Genomic DNA, 19840 nt, shown 5'->3' on the forward strand with positions numbered 1-19840 from the left:
GCTGGCGCTGGCCGGCGTGCTGGCCGCGATGGCCACCAAGGCGGGCGTTCCGGTTCCGCTGGCGATGGCGTTGGGCGTGCTCTCGGGCGCGGTGTGCGGCGCGGTCAACGGGCTGCTGGTCACGCGGGCGAAGCTGCCGCCCTTCATCGCCACGCTCGGGATGATGCTGGTGGCGCGCGGCATCGCGCTGCAGGTCACCGGTGCGCGCGCGGTGTCGGGCTTGGGCGAGAGCTTTGGCGAACTCGGCAACGGCGCGCTGTGGCGCATCGAGCGCATCGACGCGCAGGGCTTCCCCGACGTGGTGTTCCCCGGCATTCCGTACCCGGTGATCCTGATGGCGGTGATCGCCATCGCGGTCGCGGTGCTGCTCAAGCGCACCAGCCTGGGCCGGCACATCCATGCGGTCGGCTCGAACTCGGAGGCCGCGCGCCTGTCGGGCGTGAACGTCGGCCTGGTGGTGCGGTTCACCTACATCGTCTCCGGCGCACTCGCCGGCCTGACCGGCTGCGTGCTGATGTCGCGCCTGGTGACGGCGCAGCCCAACGAAGGCGTGATGTACGAGCTCGACGCCATCGCCGCGGCCGTCATCGGCGGCACTTCGCTGATCGGCGGGGTCGGCACGATCTCGGGCACGATGATCGGCTCCTTCGTGATCGGCACGCTGCGCAACGGCCTGAACATGAACGGCGTGTCGGCCTTCACGCAGCAAATCATCATCGGTCTGGTCATCCTGCTCACTGTCTGGATCGACCAGCTTCGCAACCGGCGCTGACGGGCGCGCACCCGCACCGCTCCTGACCCGACCACCACGAGGAGACACAGATGAACAAACTGCTTGCCCGCATCCTGGCGCTCAGCGCAGTCGCGCTGGCCGCCGGTGCCGCCTCGGCCGGCGAGATCGCGGTGATCGTCAAGACCACCAACTCGACCTTCTGGCAGAACGTCAACAAGGGCGCCGACAGCGCCATCAAGGAGGTCAAGGGCCACACGCTGACCTTCTCCGGCCCGGCCTCGGAATCGGCCATCGCCGACCAGGTCAGCCTGGTGGAGAACGCGGTCAACCGCAAGGTCGCCGGCATCGTGCTCGCGCCCTCCGACCCCGATGCCCTGGTGCCGGCGATCAAGAAGGCCTGGCAGGCCCGTATCCCGGTCGTGCTGATCGACTCGATGGTGTCCGACGCCGGCAAGGCCTACTACCAGTCGTTCCTGGCCACCGACAACCAGTTGGCGGGCGAGTTGTGCGCCAAGGCGCTGATCGCCAAGGTGGGCAGCGCCGGCAAGGTGGCGATCATGTCCTACGTGGCCGGGGCCGGCTCCGAGGTGGGGCGCGTGGGCGGCTTTCGCCAGTACATCGAGAAGAACTCGAAGCTGCAGATCGTCGGGCCGTTCTACTCGCAGTCGCAGATGGCGACCGCGCTGAACCAGACCACCGACGTGCTGGCCTCCAACCCCGACCTCAAAGGCATCTTCGGCGCCAACGAGCCCACCGCCGTCGGCATGGGCCGCGCGCTGGTGCAGTCCGGCAAGGCCGGCAAGGTGGTGGCGATCGGCTTCGACGGCAACGAGGACCTGCAGAAGTTCGTCAAGGACGGCACGCTGGAAGCCATCGCCGTGCAGGGCTCCTACCAGATGGGGCGCCTGGGGGTGAAAACCGTGGCCGAGGTGATCGCGGGCAAGAAGGTGGACAAGTTCGTCGATACCGGCGTGGTGATGGTCACCAAGGGCAACATCGACAAGCCCGAGGCGAAGAACGTTCTCTACTGACTGCACGAGCGCCCCCCATGCTGACCGTCATCTGTGAATCCCCGAGAAACCTGCAAGCCCTGCAGCGCCCGCGCCCCGAGCGCGCTCCCGGCGAGGTGCTGTTGCGGGTGATGCGGGTGGGGGTGTGCGGCACCGACCTGCACATCTTCACCGGCAACCAGCCTTACCTGGCCTATCCGCGCGTGATGGGGCACGAGCTGTCCGGCGTGGTCGAAGAGGCCGATGCGGACAGCGGCCTCGTTGCGGGCGATCCGGTCTACGTGATGCCCTACCTCTCCTGCGGTGACTGCATCGCGTGTCGCCAGGGCAGGCCGAACTGCTGCGTGCGCATCCAGGTGCTGGGTGTGCACCGCGACGGCGCCTTCACCGAATACCTCAGCGTGCCGCAGCGCTTCGTCGGCAAGGCCTCCGGCATTTCGCTGGACCAGGCGGCGATGCTCGAGTTTCTTGCCATCGGCGCGCACGCGGTGCGCCGCGGCGAGGTGGCCGCCGGCCAGCGCGTGCTGGTGGTCGGGGCCGGGCCGATCGGGCTGGCGGCGATGATCTTCGCGAGGCTGCGCGGCGCCACCGTCACCGCCATCGACGGCCGGCAGGACCGGCTCGATTTCGCGCTCGGACACGTGGGCGTCGCCGCGGCGGTGAAGCTCGGCGAAGGCGACGAGGCCCGGCTCGCGCAGCTCACCGAGGGCGAGTTCTTCGACGTGGTGTTCGACGCCACCGGCAACCCGCAGGCGATGGAGCGCGGCTTCCGCTTCATCGCCCATGGTGGGCGCTATGTGCTGGTGTCGATCGTGCAGGGCGACATCCGCTTCTCAGATCCGGAGTTCCACAAACGCGAGGCCACCTTGCTCAGCAGCCGCAACGCCACCACCGAGGACTTCGAGACGGTGATGAAGGCGATGCGCGAGGGCCTGGTGCCCGACGCCGCGCTGGCGACGCACCGCCTGAGCCTGGCCGAGGTGCCCGCCGGCTTCTCCCGCCTGCTCGATCCGGCCGAGGGCGTGATCAAGGCGATCGTCGAGTGCTGATGCAAGCGGTGGGCGCCGGCCATCCCATCCTGCAGTTCGGCACCAGCCGCTTCCTGCAGGCGCACGTTGACCTCTTCGTCAGCGAGGCCGCCGAGCGTGGCGAGGCGCTGGGCGGCATCACGGTGGTGCAGAGCACCGGCAACCCGGCCAGCACGATGCGCACGCAGGCGATGGCCCGCGCAGAAGGCTTCCCCGTGGTGGTACGGGGCCTGGCCGGTGGACAGCCGGTGGAGGTGCGCAAGACCTGCCGCTCGGTGCGGGAGGCCTTCCACGCCGCCAGCGACTGGCGCGCGGTGCGCGAGCGTGCGCGGGGACCCGTGCAGGTGATCGTCTCCAACACCGGCGACAGCGGCTGGGCGCTGGCGTCGGAAGACGCTGCCGGGCTGCTCGCCGACACGGCCGGGGCGCCGGCCTCGTTTCCCGCCAAGCTGCTGGTGCTGCTGCACGACCGCTGGTTGGTGCGGCCCGGCGCCGCGCTGACGCTGTTGCCCTGCGAGCTGGTGTCTCGCAACGGCGATCGGCTGCGCGAGATCGTGGTGCAGCTGGCGCGCGCCTGGTGCTGCGCGCCGGCCTTCGTCGACTGGCTGCAGGGGCAGCCGGTGTGGGCCAATTCACTGGTCGACCGCATCGTCTCGCAGGCGCTCGAGCCGGTGGGTGCCGTGGCGGAGCCGTACGCGCTGTGGGCCGTCGAGTCCCAGCCGCGGCTGCAACTGCCCTGCCGGCATCCCGCCGTCGTGCTCACCGACGGCCTGGCGCGCTTCGAGCGGCTCAAGCTCTTCCTGCTCAACCTCGGCCACACGCTGCTGGCCGACCTGTGGCTCAAGGGCCGGCTGGCGCCTGACATGACGGTGCTGCAGGCGATGCAGGACCCGGCGCTGCGCGACCCGCTGGAAGAGGCCTGGCAGCAGGAGGTGCTGCCTGCGTTCGACGCGCTGGGGCAGGGCGCGGAGGCGCGCAGCTACCTGGTCGACCTGCGCGACCGGTTGCTCAATCCGTTCCTGGCACACCGCCTCGCCGACATCGCGCAGAACCACGAACAGAAGAAGGCACGGCGCCTGCAGCCGGTAGTCGAGCTGGCGCGCCGCCACGTGCCGGGCCTGCCCCAGCCTCGGCTGCAGGCGGCGCTGGCCACGCATTGAAGACAAGGAGCAAGCAATGCAACGCATGGGCATGGTGATCGGCATCGCGCCGGAGCACATCGCCGAATACAAGCGCCTGCACGCGGCCGTGTGGCCGGCGGTGCTGGCGCGGCTGGCTGCCTCCAACATCCGCAACTACAGCATCTTCCTGCGCGAGCCGGAGAACCTGCTGTTCGGCTATTGGGAGTACCACGGCACCGACTACGAGGCCGACATGGCGGCGATCGCCGCCGACGCCGAAACCCGCCGCTGGTGGACCTTCTGCAGCCCGTGCCAGCGCCCGCTGGCCAGCCGCGCGCCGGGCGAGCACTGGGCGTCGATGGATTGCGTGTTCCATGTCGACTGACCACCTGCCCGCGCACGAGTTGATCGTGCTGCACGCGAACGACAACGTCGCGGTGGCACGCGTGGCCCTGGCCGAAGGCGGCGCGGTCGCGCGGCCCGATGGCTCGGCGCTACCCGTGCGCGCGGCCATCGCCGCCGGGCACAAGATCGCATTGCGCCCAATTGCCTGCGGCGAGGTGGTGCTGAAGTACGGCCAGCCCATTGGCGTGGCACGGGTGCCGATCGAGCCCGGCGAGCACGTGCACGTGCACAACGTCGAGCTCGGCCAGGCGCTGCCGGGGCACGGCGCCGGCGGCGAGCGCGTCGCCGCCTTGCCCGTGGGCGAGCCCGCCACCTTCGAAGGTTATGTGCGGGCCGATGGCCGCGTGGGCACGCGCAACTACATCGGCGTGCTGTCCACGGTCAACTGCTCGGCCACCGTCTGCAAGGTGATCGCGCAGGCGTTCAGCGGCTCGGCGCTGGCCGCCTTGGCGGGCGTGGACGGCGTGGTCGCGATCACCCACGGCAGCGGCTGCGGCATGAGCGACGAAGGCTTGGGGCTCGAGCTGCTGCGCCGCACGCTGCGGGGTTATGCGGTTCATCCCAATTTCGCCGCCGTGCTGGTGGTGGGCCTCGGCTGCGAGGTCAACCAGATCGACCCGCTGATCCAGGGGCTGGACGTGGCGGCGCGTGCGCGCGTGCGGACCCTGACCATCCAGGATGCCGGCGGCACGCGCGAGGCCATCGAGCGTGGCCAGGCGCTGGTGAGCGAGCTGGCCGCACAGGCGGCCACCGCGCGGCGTGGCACGGTGCCGGTGTCGCAGCTCGTGGTCGGCCTGCAATGCGGCGGCTCGGACGGGTATTCCGGCATCAGCGCCAACCCCGCGCTGGGCGCGGCGGTGGACCTGCTGGTGCGCCACGGCGGCACGGCCATCCTGTCGGAGACGCCGGAGATCCATGGCGCCGAGCACCTGCTGACCGCACGCGCCGCATCGCCCGACGTGGCCGAGCGGCTGCTGGCGCGCCTGCGCTGGTGGGAAGACTACGCGGCCCGCAACGGCGCGCAGCTCAACAACAACCCGTCGCCCGGCAACAAGGCCGGCGGCATCACCACCATCCTGGAGAAGTCGCTCGGCGCTGTCGCCAAGGGCGGCGGCAGCACGCTGATGGATGTGGTCGAGTACGCGCAGCCGCCGCGCAGCCGCGGCCTGGTGTTCATGGACACGCCGGGCTACGACCCGGTGTCGGCCACCGGCCAGGTGGCCGGCGGCGCCAACCTGATCTGCTTCACCACCGGGCGCGGCTCCACCTACGGCTGCAAGCCCGTGCCGTCGCTGAAGCTGGCGACCAATACCGCGATGTACCGCCGCATGAGCCTGGACATGGACTTCAACGCCGGCGAGATCGTGGACGGCACGCTCGGCGTGGCCGAGGCCGGCGAGCGCGTCTTCCGCCTGATGCTGGCTGCCGCATCGGGCCAGCGCACGCTCAGCGAGCAGCACGGCTTGGGCGACAACGAGTTCGTTCCCTGGCAGCTCGGGGCGGTGATGTGATGGAGCCGCTGCAGCTCGACGTGCTGACCCTGGGCGAGGCCATGGTGCTGTTCGCCGCCGAGGATGCCGGCCCGCTGGCGCGGGCCGGGCGCTTTCGCCGCTACAGCGCCGGCGCGGAGCTGAACGTGGCCATCGGCCTGGCCCGGTTGGGCCTGCGCGTGGGTTACCTGAGCCGCCTGGGCGCCGACAGCTTCGGCCAGTTCCTGCTCGACACCATGGCCAGCGAAGGCATCACGACCGCGCTGGTGGACGTGTGCAACTCGCGGCCGACGGGCTTCATGCTCAAGGCCCGCGCGGCCGACGGCCAAGACCCGCAGATCGAGTACCACCGCCGCGGCTCGGCGGCCGCCGGCATGGGCCCGGGGGACCTGACGCGACTGGCAGCGGTGCGCGCGCGCCACCTGCACCTGACCGGCATCTCGCCGGCACTGTCGGCCGGCTGCCGGGAACTGGTGTTCGATGCCGTGCGCTGGGCGCGCCGCCATGGGCTCAGCGTGTCCTTCGACCCCAATCTGCGCCCCCGGCTGTGGCCGTGCGCTGCCGAGATGGCCAGCACGCTGAACGAGCTCGCGGCGATGTGTGACCTGGTGCTGCCCGGCATCGAGGAAGGCCGGTGCCTGACGGGCCTGCAGGACCCCGGGGACATCGCGCAGCACTACCTCGACCGCGGGGCCTCGCAGGTGGCGATCAAGCTCGGTCCCCTGGGCGCCTGGTGCGCCGACCCCACCGGCACCCGGCAGCACGTGCCCGGCGTGGCGGTGCCGCGCGTGGTGGACACTGTGGGCGCCGGCGACGGCTTCGCGGTGGGCGTGATCAGCGGCCTGCTCGACGGCCTGGCCCTGCCCGAGGCCGCGATGCGGGGCAACCGCATCGGCGCCCGCGTGGTGCAGTTTCCTGGCGACAGTGACGGCCTGCCGACGCGGCGGGAGCTCGATGGCATGAACCACGAGGATTGAGCACGCAATGGATCTGCATCTGGATGGCAAGGTGGTCCATCCTGACGGGGGCTACGTGCACCTGGACCGCGCGTTGCCGTGATGCGGGGCCCGCCCGGCAGACCGACAACTCCATCAGTTCGCGCAAAGGATCTTTCGGTGAGCCGTCGCATCGACATCGTGGATGCCCTCCGGGGCTCGGCCCTGTTCGGCATCCTCTTGCTGCACTCGGTGGAGCATTGGGACTTCCTGCACCTGCCCGAGCACCAGCCGCCGTGGCTGGCACGGCTCGACCAGCTCTCGATCGAGCTGGGCTACCTCCTCTTTGGCGGAAAGGCCTACGCCATCTTCGCGCTGCTGTTCGGCGTGAGCTTCTTCATCACGCTCGACAACTGGAACGCCCGCAGCCGCAACGCCTCGGGGCGCTTTCTCTGGCGGCTGGCCGTGCTCGGCGTGCTGGGCTACCTGCACGGGCTGCTGTACTGCGGCGACATCCTGACCGTCATCGCCGCCCTCGGCGTGCCGCTCGTGCTGCTCAACCGGCTGGGCGGCCGCGCATTGGCGGCGGTCGCCGTCGCGCTGCTGCTCCAGCCACCGCAGTGGCCCCAGGTGTTGCATGTGCTCGCCGATCCGAGCTACACCCCCGCGCAGCCGGAGCACTGGCGCCTCTACGCGCTGACCGACCCGGTGTTCGCGAACGGCAGCTTCGGCGACGTCCTGCGGCTGAACGCCTGGACCGGCCAGGCAGCCAAGTGGTGGTGGGTGATCGAGACCTACCGCTATCCGCAGATGCTGGGCCTGTTCGTTTGCGGCCTGCTGCTGGGGCGCAGCGGAGCGATCCAGGATCCGCCGCGCCTGCGCCGGTTCGCATTGCGGGCCTTGCTGATCGGTGCGGCGGGCATCGGCGTGATGCTGCTCGTGCGCTTCCAGGTCGATGCCCTTGGCCTGCAGGGCACCCGCCAGGTCGTCGTCGGCGGGCTGGTCAATGCCTATGCCAGCCTGGCCCAGACAGCCGTGTGGGCCGGCGGCTTCGTGCTGCTCTACCAGTGGGCGGCCATGGGCACCTGGCTGCGCGTCCTCGTTCCCTACGGACGGATGAGCCTGACCTGTTATGTGACGCAGGCCGTGGTCGGCGTGCCGTTCTTCTACGGCTTCGGGTTGGGCATGTACCGCCAGGTGGGCCCGTTCTACGCGCTGTTCTTCGCGCTGGCGGTGTTCGCGCTGCAATGCGCGCTGGCCCACGCCTGGCTGAAGCGCTACTCGTACGGGCCGCTGGAGTGGGTGTGGCGCGCGGCCACCTTGCGCTCGCTGCAGGTGCCCATGAGGCGAAGAGCAGGCGAAGGCAAGGCGCCTGCGCAGGCCGGAGCCAGCGCGTCGTGAGCCGCGACCATCGTGCCGATGGTCGCGGCTGCTTCAGTTGGAGGACGGGCCGAAGGTCTTCGGGTCGCCGCTGCCGGGGCGCCGCCAGGTCGCGCCGCGCCGCGGCGTTGCGGGCGTCGAAGCGACCGACGCTGGCCGAGCTGTCCCACAGCGCAAATCACCGCCTGAGGGCCAGCCGAGCGCGATGGCGTACAGCGCGCCGTCCTTCGTGGTGAAGCGGATGTCCTCCGCCGTGAAGCTCTGCGCCTGGCCTTCGTTGAACATGCCGCCGGACACGCGCGTGGGTCCCTCGCCGAAGCGGTGCCACGGCCGCGTGCCGTGGATCGCCTCCCCGTTGCGGCCCGTCCAGGCGGCCATCTCGTCGAGGAACTTGCGCTCGTCGGCATCGATCGCACCGTTGCCGCGCACCGGAATCGACAGCAGCAGGTTGCCGTTCTTCGAGACGATGTCGGCCAGCCGGTGGATCACGCTGGCCGCGCTCCACCACCCCCGCGCGGCGCTCAGGCGGCAGCTGCTTGGCGCTGACCACCGCCTCCAGCTTGCCGCCGTGCCACTGCATGCTCGCGTTGTAGTAGTGCGCGGTGATGTCCAGCCCCGCCTGGCCCAGCGGCAGGCCGGTGTCGTCGAAGTACACCAGGTCGGGCTTGTCGCTGTCGATCAGGTCGCGGGCGCGCAGGTTGCTCACGCCGAAGCGCAGCCCCTTCGCGCGTGCGATCTTGGCCCAGGTGCCCACGATGTCCCGCTTGGGACCCACCCGCATCGAGTTCCCGGCGCGGTACTTGGAGTCGTAAGCGTCGAAGTTGTCGTGATGGTTGGCCAGCGCAACGAAGTACTTCGCGCCGGCCTTCGCGTACAGGCGGGATCGACGTTCAGGCGCGCCACGGCGGCGTACTCGCCGACCAGTACCATCTTGAAATTGTTGGCGATCTGCGTCCAGAACTTCTGGATGCGCGCGTTGGCGAAGGCCTGAGTCGCGGCAGTTGGGCTGCATCCAGCCGCCGTCCCAGTGGATGTTGATGATGGTGTACAGCCCGGCGTTGTGCGCGTAGTTCACCACCTCGGTCACGCGCGTCCTGCACGCTCGGGCGGTTGGGAAGCGGTGGAACTGGCTCTACTGCGCCGCGCCGACAATCGAAGCGATCACGTCGGGGAAGGCCTGGGTGGCGGTCGCGCGGGTGAACAGGCCCATCTGGAGGTCGGCGGTGTAGCCGTTGTCCCAGTAGACGGGCACCATTCCGTGCTGGACCGCCGACTTCGTGATCGCCTGATCCCAGTACCGGCGGTAGGTGCCCGCGGGGTCGAACCTGGTGCGCAGCATCGCGCCGTATTCGCCAAGGAGCACCGGCACGCCCTTGTCGACGAAGCCGCTCTTCATCTTCTGGAACTGCGCGTCGACCCAGGACTCGTTGGCCCAGGTCTCGGTGGCGTCGGGATCGGTCGCGATCGCGCCCCATTGCCAGATCGTGCTGTCGGCGTTGATCGTGAAGTCGAAGGGGTCGTAGTAATGCACCTCGATGAACAGCCGGCTTTCGGCCGAGTCGGAGGGCAGCGTCGCATTGCAGCTCATCGCCCAGTCGATCCCGGTGTTGAAGGTCTGCACGACCAGATGCCGCTTCGCGTTGTTGCCGCCGGTCGCGCGCACGGCGTCGACGAAGGTCTGGTTGAAGCCCTTTTGGACCGTGCAGTACTCGGCGGTCGGCGCGTTGTAATTGCCGTCGACCATGACTTCGTTGGTGCCGGCGAACAGCAGGTGATCGTCCTCGTCCTGGAAGGCGTTGGCGATCTGCGTCCAGAACTTGGTCAGCCGCGCGTTGGCGGTGGCCTGCTGGGCGTAGGTCGGCTGCATCCAGCCCCCGTCCCAATGGATGTTGAGGACGGCGTACAGGCCCGACTTGCGTGCATAGCCCACCACCTCCTTCACGCGAGCCATCCATTGCGGGCTGATGTTGTCGCTGGCGTCGGCGTACTGCTTCCACGAAGCGGGAATGCGCACCGTCTTGAAGCCGGCCGCCTTGACGGCGTCCATCATGGCCTGCGTCACCGCGGGATTGCCCCAGGCCTGCTCGTTGAAGTCGGTGCTGCCCCAGACGTACGGGTGGCCGGTGTCGATGGCCTCGAGCGAGTTGCCGAGGTTCCAGCCGGGGGACATCTCCTGCGACAGCTGAAGGCTGGTGATGTTGCGCATGGCGCCGGAGGTTTCGCCGCCCGGCGCCGAGCCACCGCCACTGCCCCCACCGCAGGAGGCGACGCAGGCCGCCAGCAGCAAGTGGCCGATCGCCTTGAACATCGAATAGGGAATGGGTGAGCGGTTCATCAGGGCTGGTTCAGGAGCTCCTGCAAAGTGGGGTCGATGGCGCGTTGCCAGATCGCGTAGCCCTTGGCGTTGGGATGCAGAAGGTCGGGCATGACGTCCCTCGACAGCGTGCCGTCGGCGTCCAGCAGCGCGGCATTGATGTCCAGGAAGTGGACGGTGCGGCGGTCGGCGTAGCCGGCGATGAGCTTGTTCACGCGCTCGTTGAGGCGGCGCAGATAGTCGTCGGGTTTCTCGCCGCGCGGAAAGATCGCCAGCAACAGCACCTTCGTCTTCGGCAGCCGTTGGTGGATCTCGTCGAGCAGACGCTTGATGCCGGCTGCGGTGGTCTCCGGCTGCTCGGCGCGGTGGCCGGTGTTGTTGGTGCCGATCATCAGCACTGCCACCTTGGGCGCGATGCCGTCGATCTCGCCGTGCTGCAGCCGCCAAAGCACGTTCTCGGTGCGGTCGCCGCCGAAGCCGAGGGCCAGCGCATGGTGCGGGGCGTAGCGCTGCTGCCAGACCTCGCGGCCGCCGTTCTCCCAGCCCTGGGTGATCGAGTCGCCGATGAACACGATTTCGGGCGGGGTGCCGGCGGCGACGAGCTTGCGCTTTTCCTCCAGCTTCTGTTCGTGGCGCGGCAGCCACCAGTCGATGGACCAGGACTCATTGAGCATCGCCGGCGTGACCGACTCGGTGCGGTAGTCGGGGCAGGCGATGCCGGCCTTGGCGGCGCTCGTGATGCGCACGTTGGAGACGCTGACGCGGCCGCTGCCGCTGCCTTCCAGCGAGAACGGGAGTTCCACCTGCGAGAAGTCAGAGTTTTCTCGCACGAAGCAGCTCATCGCCAGCGCGACGTGCTGCCAGCCCTTGCCGGCCCAGCCACGTGTCGGCTCGATGAGGCTCACCGCGCGCTCGCATCCATTGCCGCAGGCAAGTTTGACCTTGGCCGCTCCCTTGGAGAGCTCGGCGACATCGAGGTCGAACTCCAGCGTTCCACCCATGTACGGGCGCAGGTCCAGCAGCTGCCGGCTCTCGAAGCGCAGATTGGACTGCCAGAGGTCCTTCCATTCGAAGGCCACCGACTGCCGCAGGCTCCCGCTGCCGCTCGCGCTGGCGCCTGCGTGGCTGGAGCGCGCGTACTCGGCGCTGGGCTTCGGCGCGACGACGCTGGTGCCGGTGAGCTCTGCCTGACTCTCCCAGTGGCCCACGACGATGCGCCAGTCGGCGGCAGGCGCGGGAAGAATGACGAGGTCGGCGGGCGTCTGAGCCCAGACGCGAGCACAGGCGAGCGAGGCGCAGAGCAGGGCGGAGCGAAGGGTCTTCGTCATGGATCGATGGTCGCGGCGTTGTCGCCGTAGGCGGCGCGCCGGAAGGCACCGTGAATGAACCGTGTTCTGTCCATCGTCGAACCGAAGGGCGGCCCCGCACACGTCGGGCCGCCGCCTCGTTTCATGTCAGAACGCCCGCAGCGCGACGCGATAGCTGCGACCGCGGCCACCTGGTCGTCGTCGAAGCATGGTGGGCATCATCGAAAGTGGTAAGGCCAAATAGGTCATACCAGTATCACAGAAACCACGACTGTGGTCTAACCGGTGAAAACCAGAATGGGGCACTCTCCTATGAAAATGGCAGCAAGAGAAGGTCATTTCCGGATAGCCTTGTGCACTAGTGGCCTGACCAAAGTCACCCATCGGGTCCGATCAATGCAAGCTCGCGCAGAAGATTCATGGCGCCGCTCTCGTTGAGAGAGGCGTTGATCGCGCTTGAAATTCAGGGCCGTGTCGAGATACGGATGGGCTCAGGCGGCTATGTCTGCGCGTGCGCGGCACTGTCGACTGCCGAGACGCCCACCTTGAGCGAAAGCCCGAGCGAGCTGATGCAGGCCCGCTCGGTGCTCGAGGGATCGGTGGCTTCGCTGGCGGCGGCCCGCGCGAACCGATCGGGGCTGGATCGGGAGCTGCGGTGGCTTTGCACCTGAAGGCGTCCCAAGAGCGCTGGATCGCATTCTCGCCGTCGCGTCGCCTGCCGCGGTGATTTTGCACACCTGCTTCCGGTCCAGCGACCTGCCTCGACCAACGCCTGCCGTCAGCCGCCCGCGCGCTTGACCGTGTGCCCGTCGAGCTTCAGCAACTCGATCACGCGCTCGGCATGGTCACCCTGCAGTTCCAGCACGCCGTCCTTGACGGTGCCGCCCGTGCCGCAGACGGTGCGCAGCCGCTTGCCGAGCGCGGCCAGCGCCGCGGCGTCGAGCGACATGCCGCGCACCAATGTCACGACCTTGCCGCCACGGCCCTTGGACTCGCGGCTGACGCGTGCCACGCCGTCCCCGGCTGGCAGCTCCCGCGCTGTCGCGCGGCAGGTGCAGGCGCCGATCGGCTGGCGGCAGAGCGCGCACATGCGCCCGCCCTCGGTCGAATAGACCAGGCCGCCAGCGGAGTCCTTGCGCATCGATGGCATCGCTCAAGCCCGCGCGGATGTTCGCGCGCTAACACCTTCCATCGTGGGATCGTACCGCCCCTCGCGCGCGGCGCTGTTCAAGCGCGCGCGTTCGAGCAGCGCCTCCTGCGCGCTGCGCGTATTGGCGGCCTGCCCTTGCCAGGCGTGCAGCACCGGGTCCTGCAGCGCGCGGCCGAACGAGAAGCTCAGCGCCCACGGGTGGGGCCCCAGCCGGTTCATCGCATCGAGATGGGCGCTGGCTTCGGCAGGGGTCTGCCCGCCGGAGAGGAAGAAGATGCCCGGCACCGCGGCCGGCACGCGGCGCCTGAGCACGCGCACGGTCTGGGCGGCGACCTCGGTCGCCAGGGCCTGCCGCGCCTGCGCCTTGCCCGCCACGACCATGCTGGGCTTGAGCAGCATGTGCTCGAGTACGACCCGGTGCCGATGCAAGGCATCGAAGACCTCGTGCAGGACGGCTTCGGTCGCCTCTGCGCAGCGCTCGAGCGTGTGGCCGCCGTCCATCAACACCTCGGGCTCGACGATGGGCACGACGGCTTCTTCCTGGCAGATGGCGGCATAACGGGCCAGCGCGTCGGCGTTGGCCTCGATCGCGAGCCGGCTGGGCAACGTGTCGGAGACGTTGTAGACCGCGCGCCATTTGGCGAAACGCGCACCGTGCTCCTTGTAGGCGGCCAGGCGCTTCGCGAGCCCGTCGAGGCCCTGGGTGATCTCGTCGCCCGGTGCAAGGGCGAGCGGGATCTTGCCGGCATCGACCTTGATGCCGGGCACCAGGCCCTGGCGCGTGGCCAGTTCCGGCAAAGGGCTGCTGTCGTCGGCGCGCTGCATCAGCGTCTCCTCGTACAGGATGACGCCGCTGATGTAGGCACTGAGGCCGGGTGTGGCCAGCAGCAGGTGGCGGTAGGCGCGCCGGTTCTCGTCGGTCGATTCCACGCCGACCGCCTTGAACCGCTTGGCGATCGTCGGGCCGCTTTCGTCGGCCGCCAGGATGCCCTTGCCGGGTTGGACCAGCAGATCGACCGTCGCTTGCAAGAGGTCTCGACTGTCCATGGTGCGTTCCTCCATGCGAATGGAATGCCCGAACAGGGAGTTTGCTCTCGACCACGGCTTTCCACACGTTGCGTGCGGCGCCACTGTAGAGAGCCTTCGTCGGGAGTGATCGCTTTAGGGGGGGTCGGGGTTAATCACTAACTACCGGAAGGGCGTGGGTGCTACGTTGCCGACGCACAGCGGGCCGGCTGTCACCGGCCGGCCGCCGCAAGGCGGCACCCGCTGCGCCAGGGAGCAAAACGATGGGTACTTTTCGGTCTTCCAGCCCGTTCAGGTCCTCGGCGCGTGCCCGCCCGGGCGCGGCATTGACGATGGTCGCGCTGGCCGCGGCCCTGTGTTGCGCGCCGGCTGCCGCCGGGGTGGCGGCGGCACGGCCCCACGCGCCGAACACCCTGGCCGTCAACATCTCGCTGTCGGACATCGTGGCCGGCAACGGTGGTTTCGTGATCAATGGCTCGTCCCTCGGCCTCGGCGCCGGGTCGAGCGTGTCCGGGGCCGGCGACGTCAACGGTGACGGCCTCGCCGACGTGATCGTCGGCGTGCCGGGGCAAGGCAGCGGCGACTACGGCAATCGTGTCGGTGCGAGCTACGTCGTGTTCGGGCGGCCCGGCACCGAGCCCGTCGACCTCGCGTCGATCGACGCCGGCAACGGCGGCGGCTTCGTGATCCACGGCGAAGGCGTGAACCTGGGCAGCGGCAAGACGGTGGCCGGCGCCGGCGATGTCAACGGCGACGGCCTGGCCGACCTGCTGGTCGGCGTGGCCGCGCACTGGAACAGCCCGAGCCCCGCCGACCGCAGCTATGTGGTGTTCGGCAAGGCCGACACCGCCCCTGTCGAGCTGTCGGCGGTGGCCGCCGGCTCGGGCGGCTTCGCGATCCATGCGGACGGCGCGAACGTGGCCAGCGGCTTCAACGTGGGTGCCGCGGGCGACTTCGACGGCGACGGCCTGGCCGATGTCGCCGTCGGCGTCCGCTACGAGCGCTTCGACGATCACAGCCTGGGCCGGAGCTACGTCGTGTTCGGCAAGAGGGACACGACGGCGGTCGAGCTGTCGGCCGTCGCGCAGGGCCACGGGGGCGTGGTGATCAATGGCGAGCTGCCAGACTACCCCGGCAGCGTCATCTCGGGCGCGGGCGATGTGAACGCCGACGGCCTGGCCGACCTGGTGATCGGCGTGCCGACGATGAACCGCGGGGCCGGCCGCAGCTACGTGGTGTTCGGCCGCCCGGGGACGGCGCCGATCGAGCTCGCTGCCGTCGCGGCCGGCGATCGTGGCTTCAAGCTCGATGGTTGGGACGAGTACGACGGCAGCGGCACTTGCGTGGCCGCCGCCGGCGACATGAATGGCGACGGCCTGGCCGACGTGCTGGTCAGCGCGCCCGGCAACTACTGGAAGTACGGCCGCTGGGCGCGCGGCTTCACCTATGTCATCTTCGGTCGCACCACCACCGAGCCGGTGCTGCTGCGTGACGTCGAGCTTGGCCTCGCCAACGGGTTCGTCATCTCGGGCGAAGGCATCCGCTACGACTACAGCGGCGCCAGCGTGGCCAACGCCGGCGACATCAACGGCGACGGCCTGGCCGACGTGATCATCGGTGCGCCCGGCGCGGATTCCTATCCCCCCGAGGCCGGCTACTACGGCGGCCGCGCCTACGTGGTCTACGGCAAGACCGACACGAGCGCCGTCTCGCTCTCGAACGTCACGGCGGGTGCCACCCGCGGCCTCACGATCTTCAGCGAAGGCCATTACGGCGAGATGGGCACCAGCGTGTCCAGCGCCGGCGACGTGAACGGCGACGGCCTGATCGACCTGATCGTCGGCGCGCCCTGGCGCGAGCTGCCTGGTGCGGGCCTGGCCGGGCGCAGCTACGTCATCTTCGGCGCGACCGGCGGCGCGTTTTCGCCGACGGCCTTCGACCAGGTCGGCGGCCCGGGCGATGACACGCTCGTCGGCCGCCGGGGCCCCGACACCTTGGCAGGCCGCGCCGGCAACGACGTGCTGTCCGGCCAGGGCGGTGCCGATGTGCTGTACGGCGGGCCCGGCGACGACACCCTGGTGCTGGACGCAAGCAACATCAGGTCGCTGCGGGCGGCCTACGGCAGCAGCGGCAACAAGCGGCAACTGGCCCGCATCGACGGCGGCACCGGTTTCGACACGCTGGCGCTCGCAGGCGCCGGCATGACCCTCAACCTGCGCGGCATCTTCGATCAGGACGCCGGCCTGCCGGGCAGCGCCTCGCGCATCGAATCGATCGAGCGCATCGACCTGACGGGCACCGGCAACAACCAGCTGCGCCTGGCCGTGGCGGACGTGCAGGACATGACGGGCATGAACCTCATCAACGCCGGCAACCAGGCGGCGCGCGGCTGGGTCAACGGCAGCTACCGGTTCCCCGCCACCGTGCGCCGCCACCAGCTGGTCATCGACGGCGACGCGGGCGACCTGCTCGTCAACGCGCTCGGCGACTGGAAGAACATGGGCACGGTCTTCCGCGCGGGCCAGGCCTATGCCGTGTGGAACAGCCGCGATGGCCGCGCGCAGCTTCTGCTGAGCGACCTGGTGGGGCGGGTCGAGGGCCCGCGATGACCGACCCGGCCACCGCCACCGCCCCCACCCTCGAGATCAGCACATCGCGCCAGATGCTCGCCTGGATGGCGCAGCAGCGGCTCTCGATCGCGCTGACCACCTACCAGATCGGCAAGCTGTTCCTCCTCGGGCTCAAGCCCGGTGGCGGGCTGTCGGTCTTCGAGCGCAGCTTCAACCGCTGCATGGGCCTGTGCCCGGCCGACAACGGCTTCTGCATGAGCAGCCTCTACCAGGTCTGGCGCTTCGCGAACGTGCTCGACGCGGGCCAGACGCAGGGCGGCTACGACCGGCTCTACGTGCCGCAGGTGGGCCACACCACCGGCGACCTCGACATCCACGACATGGCGGTGGACGGGCAGGGGCGGCTCGTCTTCGTCAACACGCTGTTCGGCTGCCTGGCCACGCTGAGCGACACCCACAGCTTCAGGCCGCTCTGGCGCCCGCCCTTCGTCAGCCGCCTCGCGGCCGAGGACCGCTGCCACCTCAACGGGCTCGCGATGAAGGACGGCAAGCCGGCCTACGTCACCGCGGCCAGCACCAGCGATGTGGTGGATGGCTGGCGCGAGCATCGCGCGGGCGGCGGCGTCGTGGTCGACGTGGCGCGCAACGAGATCGTGGCCCGTGGCCTGAGCATGCCGCATTCGCCGCGCTGGCATCGCGGCCGGCTCTGGCTGCTGAACTCGGGCACCGGCGAGTTCGGCCACATCGAGCTCGATTCCGGCAGGTTCGTGCCGCTCGCCTTCTGCGCGGGCTACCTGCGGGGCCTCTGCTTCGTCGACGACTTCGCGCTGGTCGGCCTGTCCAAGCCGCGCGACAACAAGACCTTCAGCGGGCTGCCGCTGGACGAGCGCCTGCACGCCCGCGGCGCCGAGGCGCGCTGCGGCGTGCAGGTGATCGACCTGCGAACCGGCGACGCGGTGCACTGGCTGCGCTTCGACGGCATCGTCGACGAGCTCTACGATGTGATCCCGCTGCCCGGCGTGCGCACGCCCATGGCCCTCGGGTTCAAGACGGACGAGATCCGGCGCGTGCTGAGCGTCGAGGCCTGACCCGGCTACGGGTTCGCGGCGCGGTAGGCAGACCGCTTCGCGCTGTGGGCCGCGACCCGTTCCTTGGCCCCGGCCAGACCGCGCTTCTGGTCACGCAGGGCTCTCTTCAGGCGGTCTCGCAGGACGTGAAGACGCGTTCGGTGCTTGTGGGCGGCAATGCAATTGGACACTTCGAGGCTTTCGATGCTTGGGACGCCCGAGTGTGCGCCCATCGATGCCCAGGCCGTCTGTGCGCCGCCGCACAAACGGCTGTGCGCCGCTGGCGCCGCAGTAACCTGCGCCGATGGACTCCCTGATCACCGCCGCCGCGCGCGCCCTCGTCGCGGGCGACGCGCTGGGCGCGCTCAAGCGCGTCAGCCTGCGCGACGACCCGCCGGCGCTGGCCCTGCGCGGCATCGCGATGGCCCAGCTCGGCGAGCACCCGCGTGCGCGCGATCTGCTGCGGCGCGCCGCGCGCGGCTTCGGCGCCCACGAGGAGCTGTCGCGCGCCCGCTGTGTCGTCGCCGAGGCCGAGGTGGCGCTGGCGATGCGCGACTTGCGCGGCTCGCCGCGCACGCTGGCGGCCGCGTCGGCCACGCTCGAGGCGCACGCCGACCGCGCCAACGCCATGCAGGCCCGCCTGATCGCGGTGCGCCGGCTGCTTCTGCTCGGCCGGCTCGACGAGGCCGCCGCCTCGCTGGCCCACCTGGACACGCGTGGCCTGCCACCGTCGCTGCAGGCGGTGGCCGGGCTGGCCGAGGCCGAGGTGGCGCTGCGCTCGTTGCGCACGGTGGCGGCGCAGGCGACGCTGGGCCGCGCGCATGAGGCGGCCCAGCGCGCGGGCGTGCCCGCCCTGCTGGCCGAGGTGGCCGACGCACGCGCCGCGCTCGATCGGCCCGCCGCGCGGCGCTTCCACGCGGGCCACGAACTGCCGCTGCGCCTGGACGAGGTCGAGGCGCTGAGGGACTCGGGTGCGCTGGTGCTCGACGCCTGCCGCCGGGGCCTGCACGCCGGCACCAACTGGCTGCCGCTGGCGCGCCGGCCGGTGCTGTTCGTGCTGGCGCGCGCGCTCGCCGAGGCCTGGCCGGGCGATGTCGATCGGGATGTGCTGATCGCGCGCGCCTTCCGCACGCGCCGGCCCGACGAGACGCACCGGGCGCGCCTGCGGGTCGAGATCGGCCGACTGCGCGCGCTGGCCGCGCCGCTGGCGCGCATCGAGGCCAGCGCGCGCGGCTTCGTGCTCACGCCGCAGGGCGAGCGCCGCGTCGTCGTGCTGATGCCCCCCATCGATGGGGATCAGGCCTCGCTGCTGGCGCTGCTGGCCGACGGCGCGGCCTGGTCCACCTCGGCCCTCGCGCTCGCGCTCGGGGCCAGTCAGCGCACGGTGCAGCGCGCCCTCGTCGAGCTGGAGGCCGAGGGGCGCGCGCGCTCGATCGGGCGCGCCCGCGCACAGCGCTGGCTGTCGCCGCCGCTGGCCGGATTCACGACGATCTTGTTACTCCCCGCTGCGCTGCCGCTCACGTAGATTCTGGTCACGCGGTGCCGCACCGGAGCGCCGAACGGAGCCAGACCATGACGACCACCCGAGACAGCATCGACCGGATGCCCGCTCAGGCCCCAGCGCGCCCGGCCCAGATCGTGCGTGAATACGGCCCCTTCGCCGGCGTTGACCGCATCCACGGCGTGACGCACGACGGGCAGCGCGTCTGGGCCGCCACCGGGTCCCGGCTGATCGCCTTCGACCCTGACAACGGCCAGCCTGCCCGCATGCTGGACTGCGCCAGCGACGCCGGCACCGCCTTCGACGGCCGGCACCTCTACCAGATCGCCGAGGCGCGCATCGACAAGATCGACCCCGCCAGCGGCACGATCGTGGCGTCGATCCCGGCGCCCGGCCATGGCCGCGACTCGGGCCTGGCCTGGGCCGAAGGCAGCCTGTGGGTCGGGCAGTACCTGGACCGCAGGATCCACCAGATCGATCCCGAGACCGGCGCGATCCTGCGCACCATCGAATCCAACCGCTTCGTCACCGGTGTGACCTGGGTCGACGGCGACCTGTGGCATGGCACCTGGGAAGGCGACGAGAGCGAGTTGCGCCGCATCGACCCGGCCAGCGGCGCCGTGCTCGACCGGCTCGAGATGCCGCCCGGCACCGGCGTCAGCGGGCTCGAGTCCGACGGGGCCGACCTGCTGTATTGCGGCGGTGGCTCGAGCGGCACCGTGCGCGCCGTCAGGCGCCCGAAAGCGCCGCGGCCCTGAGCGGCCGCTTCGCAAGCCCCTGCCGATGGCCCAGGCGCGATGGCC

18 protein-coding genes and 1 pseudogene are annotated in these 19840 nt (G+C 70.3%); 13 read left to right on the forward strand and 6 right to left on the reverse strand.

From position 1 onward, the window contains the following. The 8 genes from VJ693_RS06360 to VJ693_RS06395 form a co-directional block, all read left to right on the forward strand. Positions 1-772 (forward strand): ABC transporter permease (locus VJ693_RS06360; protein ID WP_324152672.1); only part of this gene is annotated, 772 nt, incomplete at its 5' end. 50 nt (positions 773-822) lie between these two features. Next, the gene (locus tag VJ693_RS06365) at positions 823-1764 is read left to right on the forward strand and encodes an ABC transporter substrate-binding protein (protein WP_324152673.1); all 942 of its coding nucleotides are present in this window, start codon (positions 823-825) and stop codon (positions 1762-1764) included. A gap of 17 nt (positions 1765-1781) precedes the next feature. Next, complete coding sequence (locus VJ693_RS06370; RefSeq protein WP_324152674.1) at positions 1782-2792, forward strand: zinc-binding alcohol dehydrogenase family protein; 1011 nt, start codon at positions 1782-1784, stop codon at positions 2790-2792. Next, complete coding sequence (locus tag VJ693_RS06375) at positions 2792-3931, forward strand: mannitol dehydrogenase family protein (protein ID WP_324152707.1); 1140 nt, start codon at positions 2792-2794, stop codon at positions 3929-3931. The genes VJ693_RS06370 and VJ693_RS06375 overlap by 1 nt, the downstream gene beginning before the upstream one ends. Positions 3932-3947: 16 nt before the next feature. Then, complete coding sequence (locus VJ693_RS06380) at positions 3948-4277, forward strand: L-rhamnose mutarotase (RefSeq protein ID WP_324152675.1); 330 nt, start codon at positions 3948-3950, stop codon at positions 4275-4277. Next, complete coding sequence (locus VJ693_RS06385) at positions 4267-5808, forward strand: altronate dehydratase family protein (RefSeq protein WP_324152676.1); 1542 nt, start codon at positions 4267-4269, stop codon at positions 5806-5808. Before VJ693_RS06380 ends, VJ693_RS06385 begins: the two co-directional genes overlap by 11 nt. Next, positions 5808-6764 carry a sugar kinase gene (locus VJ693_RS06390; protein ID WP_324152677.1) on the forward strand — a complete coding sequence of 319 codons (957 nt, stop codon included), beginning with the start codon at positions 5808-5810 and terminating at the stop codon, positions 6762-6764. Before VJ693_RS06385 ends, VJ693_RS06390 begins: the two co-directional genes overlap by 1 nt. Positions 6765-6902: 138 nt before the next feature. After that, complete coding sequence (locus VJ693_RS06395) at positions 6903-8123, forward strand: DUF418 domain-containing protein (RefSeq protein WP_324152678.1); 1221 nt, start codon at positions 6903-6905, stop codon at positions 8121-8123. Between the two features lie 33 nt (positions 8124-8156). Here the strand turns inward: VJ693_RS06395 and VJ693_RS06400 are convergent, their stop codons facing one another. The 4 genes and pseudogenes from VJ693_RS06400 to VJ693_RS06410 all read right to left on the reverse strand — a co-directional run bounded on the left by VJ693_RS06400 (position 8157) and on the right by VJ693_RS06410 (position 11744). After that, on the reverse strand, positions 8157-8627 hold the full coding sequence (locus VJ693_RS06400) for an alpha-L-fucosidase (protein WP_324152708.1): 471 nt from the start codon (positions 8625-8627) through the stop codon (positions 8157-8159). 232 nt (positions 8628-8859) lie between these two features. Next, positions 8860-9114, reverse strand: a pseudogene (locus VJ693_RS25705) (alpha-L-fucosidase); the annotation flags it as partial. 120 nt (positions 9115-9234) lie between these two features. Beyond that, positions 9235-10437 (reverse strand): glycoside hydrolase family 5 protein, encoded by a 1203-nt coding sequence (locus VJ693_RS06405; protein ID WP_324152679.1) that lies wholly within the window; start codon positions 10435-10437, stop codon positions 9235-9237. After that, a complete protein-coding gene (locus tag VJ693_RS06410; protein WP_324152680.1) occupies positions 10437-11744 on the reverse strand; it encodes a GDSL-type esterase/lipase family protein in 1308 nt (435 codons plus the stop codon). The genes VJ693_RS06405 and VJ693_RS06410 overlap by 1 nt, the downstream gene beginning before the upstream one ends. Positions 11745-12142: 398 nt before the next feature. On the opposite strand from VJ693_RS06410, the gene VJ693_RS06415 reads away from it, so the two are divergent. Then, entirely contained in the window at positions 12143-12394 is a 252-nt protein-coding gene (locus VJ693_RS06415) for a hypothetical protein (RefSeq protein WP_324152681.1), read from the forward strand. A gap of 107 nt (positions 12395-12501) precedes the next feature. Here VJ693_RS06415 and VJ693_RS06420 read toward each other — a convergent pair whose 3' ends face one another. Together VJ693_RS06420 and VJ693_RS06425 are read right to left on the reverse strand one after the other, a co-directional pair. Continuing rightward, on the reverse strand, positions 12502-12864 hold the full coding sequence (locus tag VJ693_RS06420; RefSeq protein WP_324152682.1) for a translation initiation factor Sui1: 363 nt from the start codon (positions 12862-12864) through the stop codon (positions 12502-12504). Between the two features lie 12 nt (positions 12865-12876). Further along, positions 12877-13920 carry a class I fructose-bisphosphate aldolase gene (locus VJ693_RS06425; RefSeq protein WP_324152683.1) on the reverse strand — a complete coding sequence of 348 codons (1044 nt, stop codon included), beginning with the start codon at positions 13918-13920 and terminating at the stop codon, positions 12877-12879. Positions 13921-14162: 242 nt separating this feature from the next. Here VJ693_RS06425 and VJ693_RS06430 point away from each other — a divergent pair, with 242 nt between their 5' ends. The 4 genes from VJ693_RS06430 to VJ693_RS06445 all read left to right on the forward strand — a co-directional run bounded on the left by VJ693_RS06430 (position 14163) and on the right by VJ693_RS06445 (position 19795). Beyond that, positions 14163-16508 (forward strand): hypothetical protein, encoded by a 2346-nt coding sequence (locus VJ693_RS06430; RefSeq protein WP_324152684.1) that lies wholly within the window; start codon positions 14163-14165, stop codon positions 16506-16508. Next, positions 16505-17557: a TIGR03032 family protein gene (locus VJ693_RS06435; protein ID WP_324152685.1), complete on the forward strand. Its 1053-nt coding sequence runs from the start codon at positions 16505-16507 to the stop codon at positions 17555-17557. The genes VJ693_RS06430 and VJ693_RS06435 overlap by 4 nt, the downstream gene beginning before the upstream one ends. A gap of 283 nt (positions 17558-17840) precedes the next feature. Beyond that, the gene (locus tag VJ693_RS06440; RefSeq protein ID WP_324152686.1) at positions 17841-19061 is read left to right on the forward strand and encodes a helix-turn-helix domain-containing protein; all 1221 of its coding nucleotides are present in this window, start codon (positions 17841-17843) and stop codon (positions 19059-19061) included. A gap of 47 nt (positions 19062-19108) precedes the next feature. Next, complete coding sequence (locus VJ693_RS06445) at positions 19109-19795, forward strand: hypothetical protein (RefSeq protein WP_324152687.1); 687 nt, start codon at positions 19109-19111, stop codon at positions 19793-19795. Positions 19796-19840: the final 45 nt, after the last annotated feature.

Origin of the sequence: Ideonella sp., from assembly GCF_035254525.1 — a bacterium.
Taxonomy (GTDB): Bacteria; Pseudomonadota; Gammaproteobacteria; order Burkholderiales; family Burkholderiaceae_C; genus Ideonella.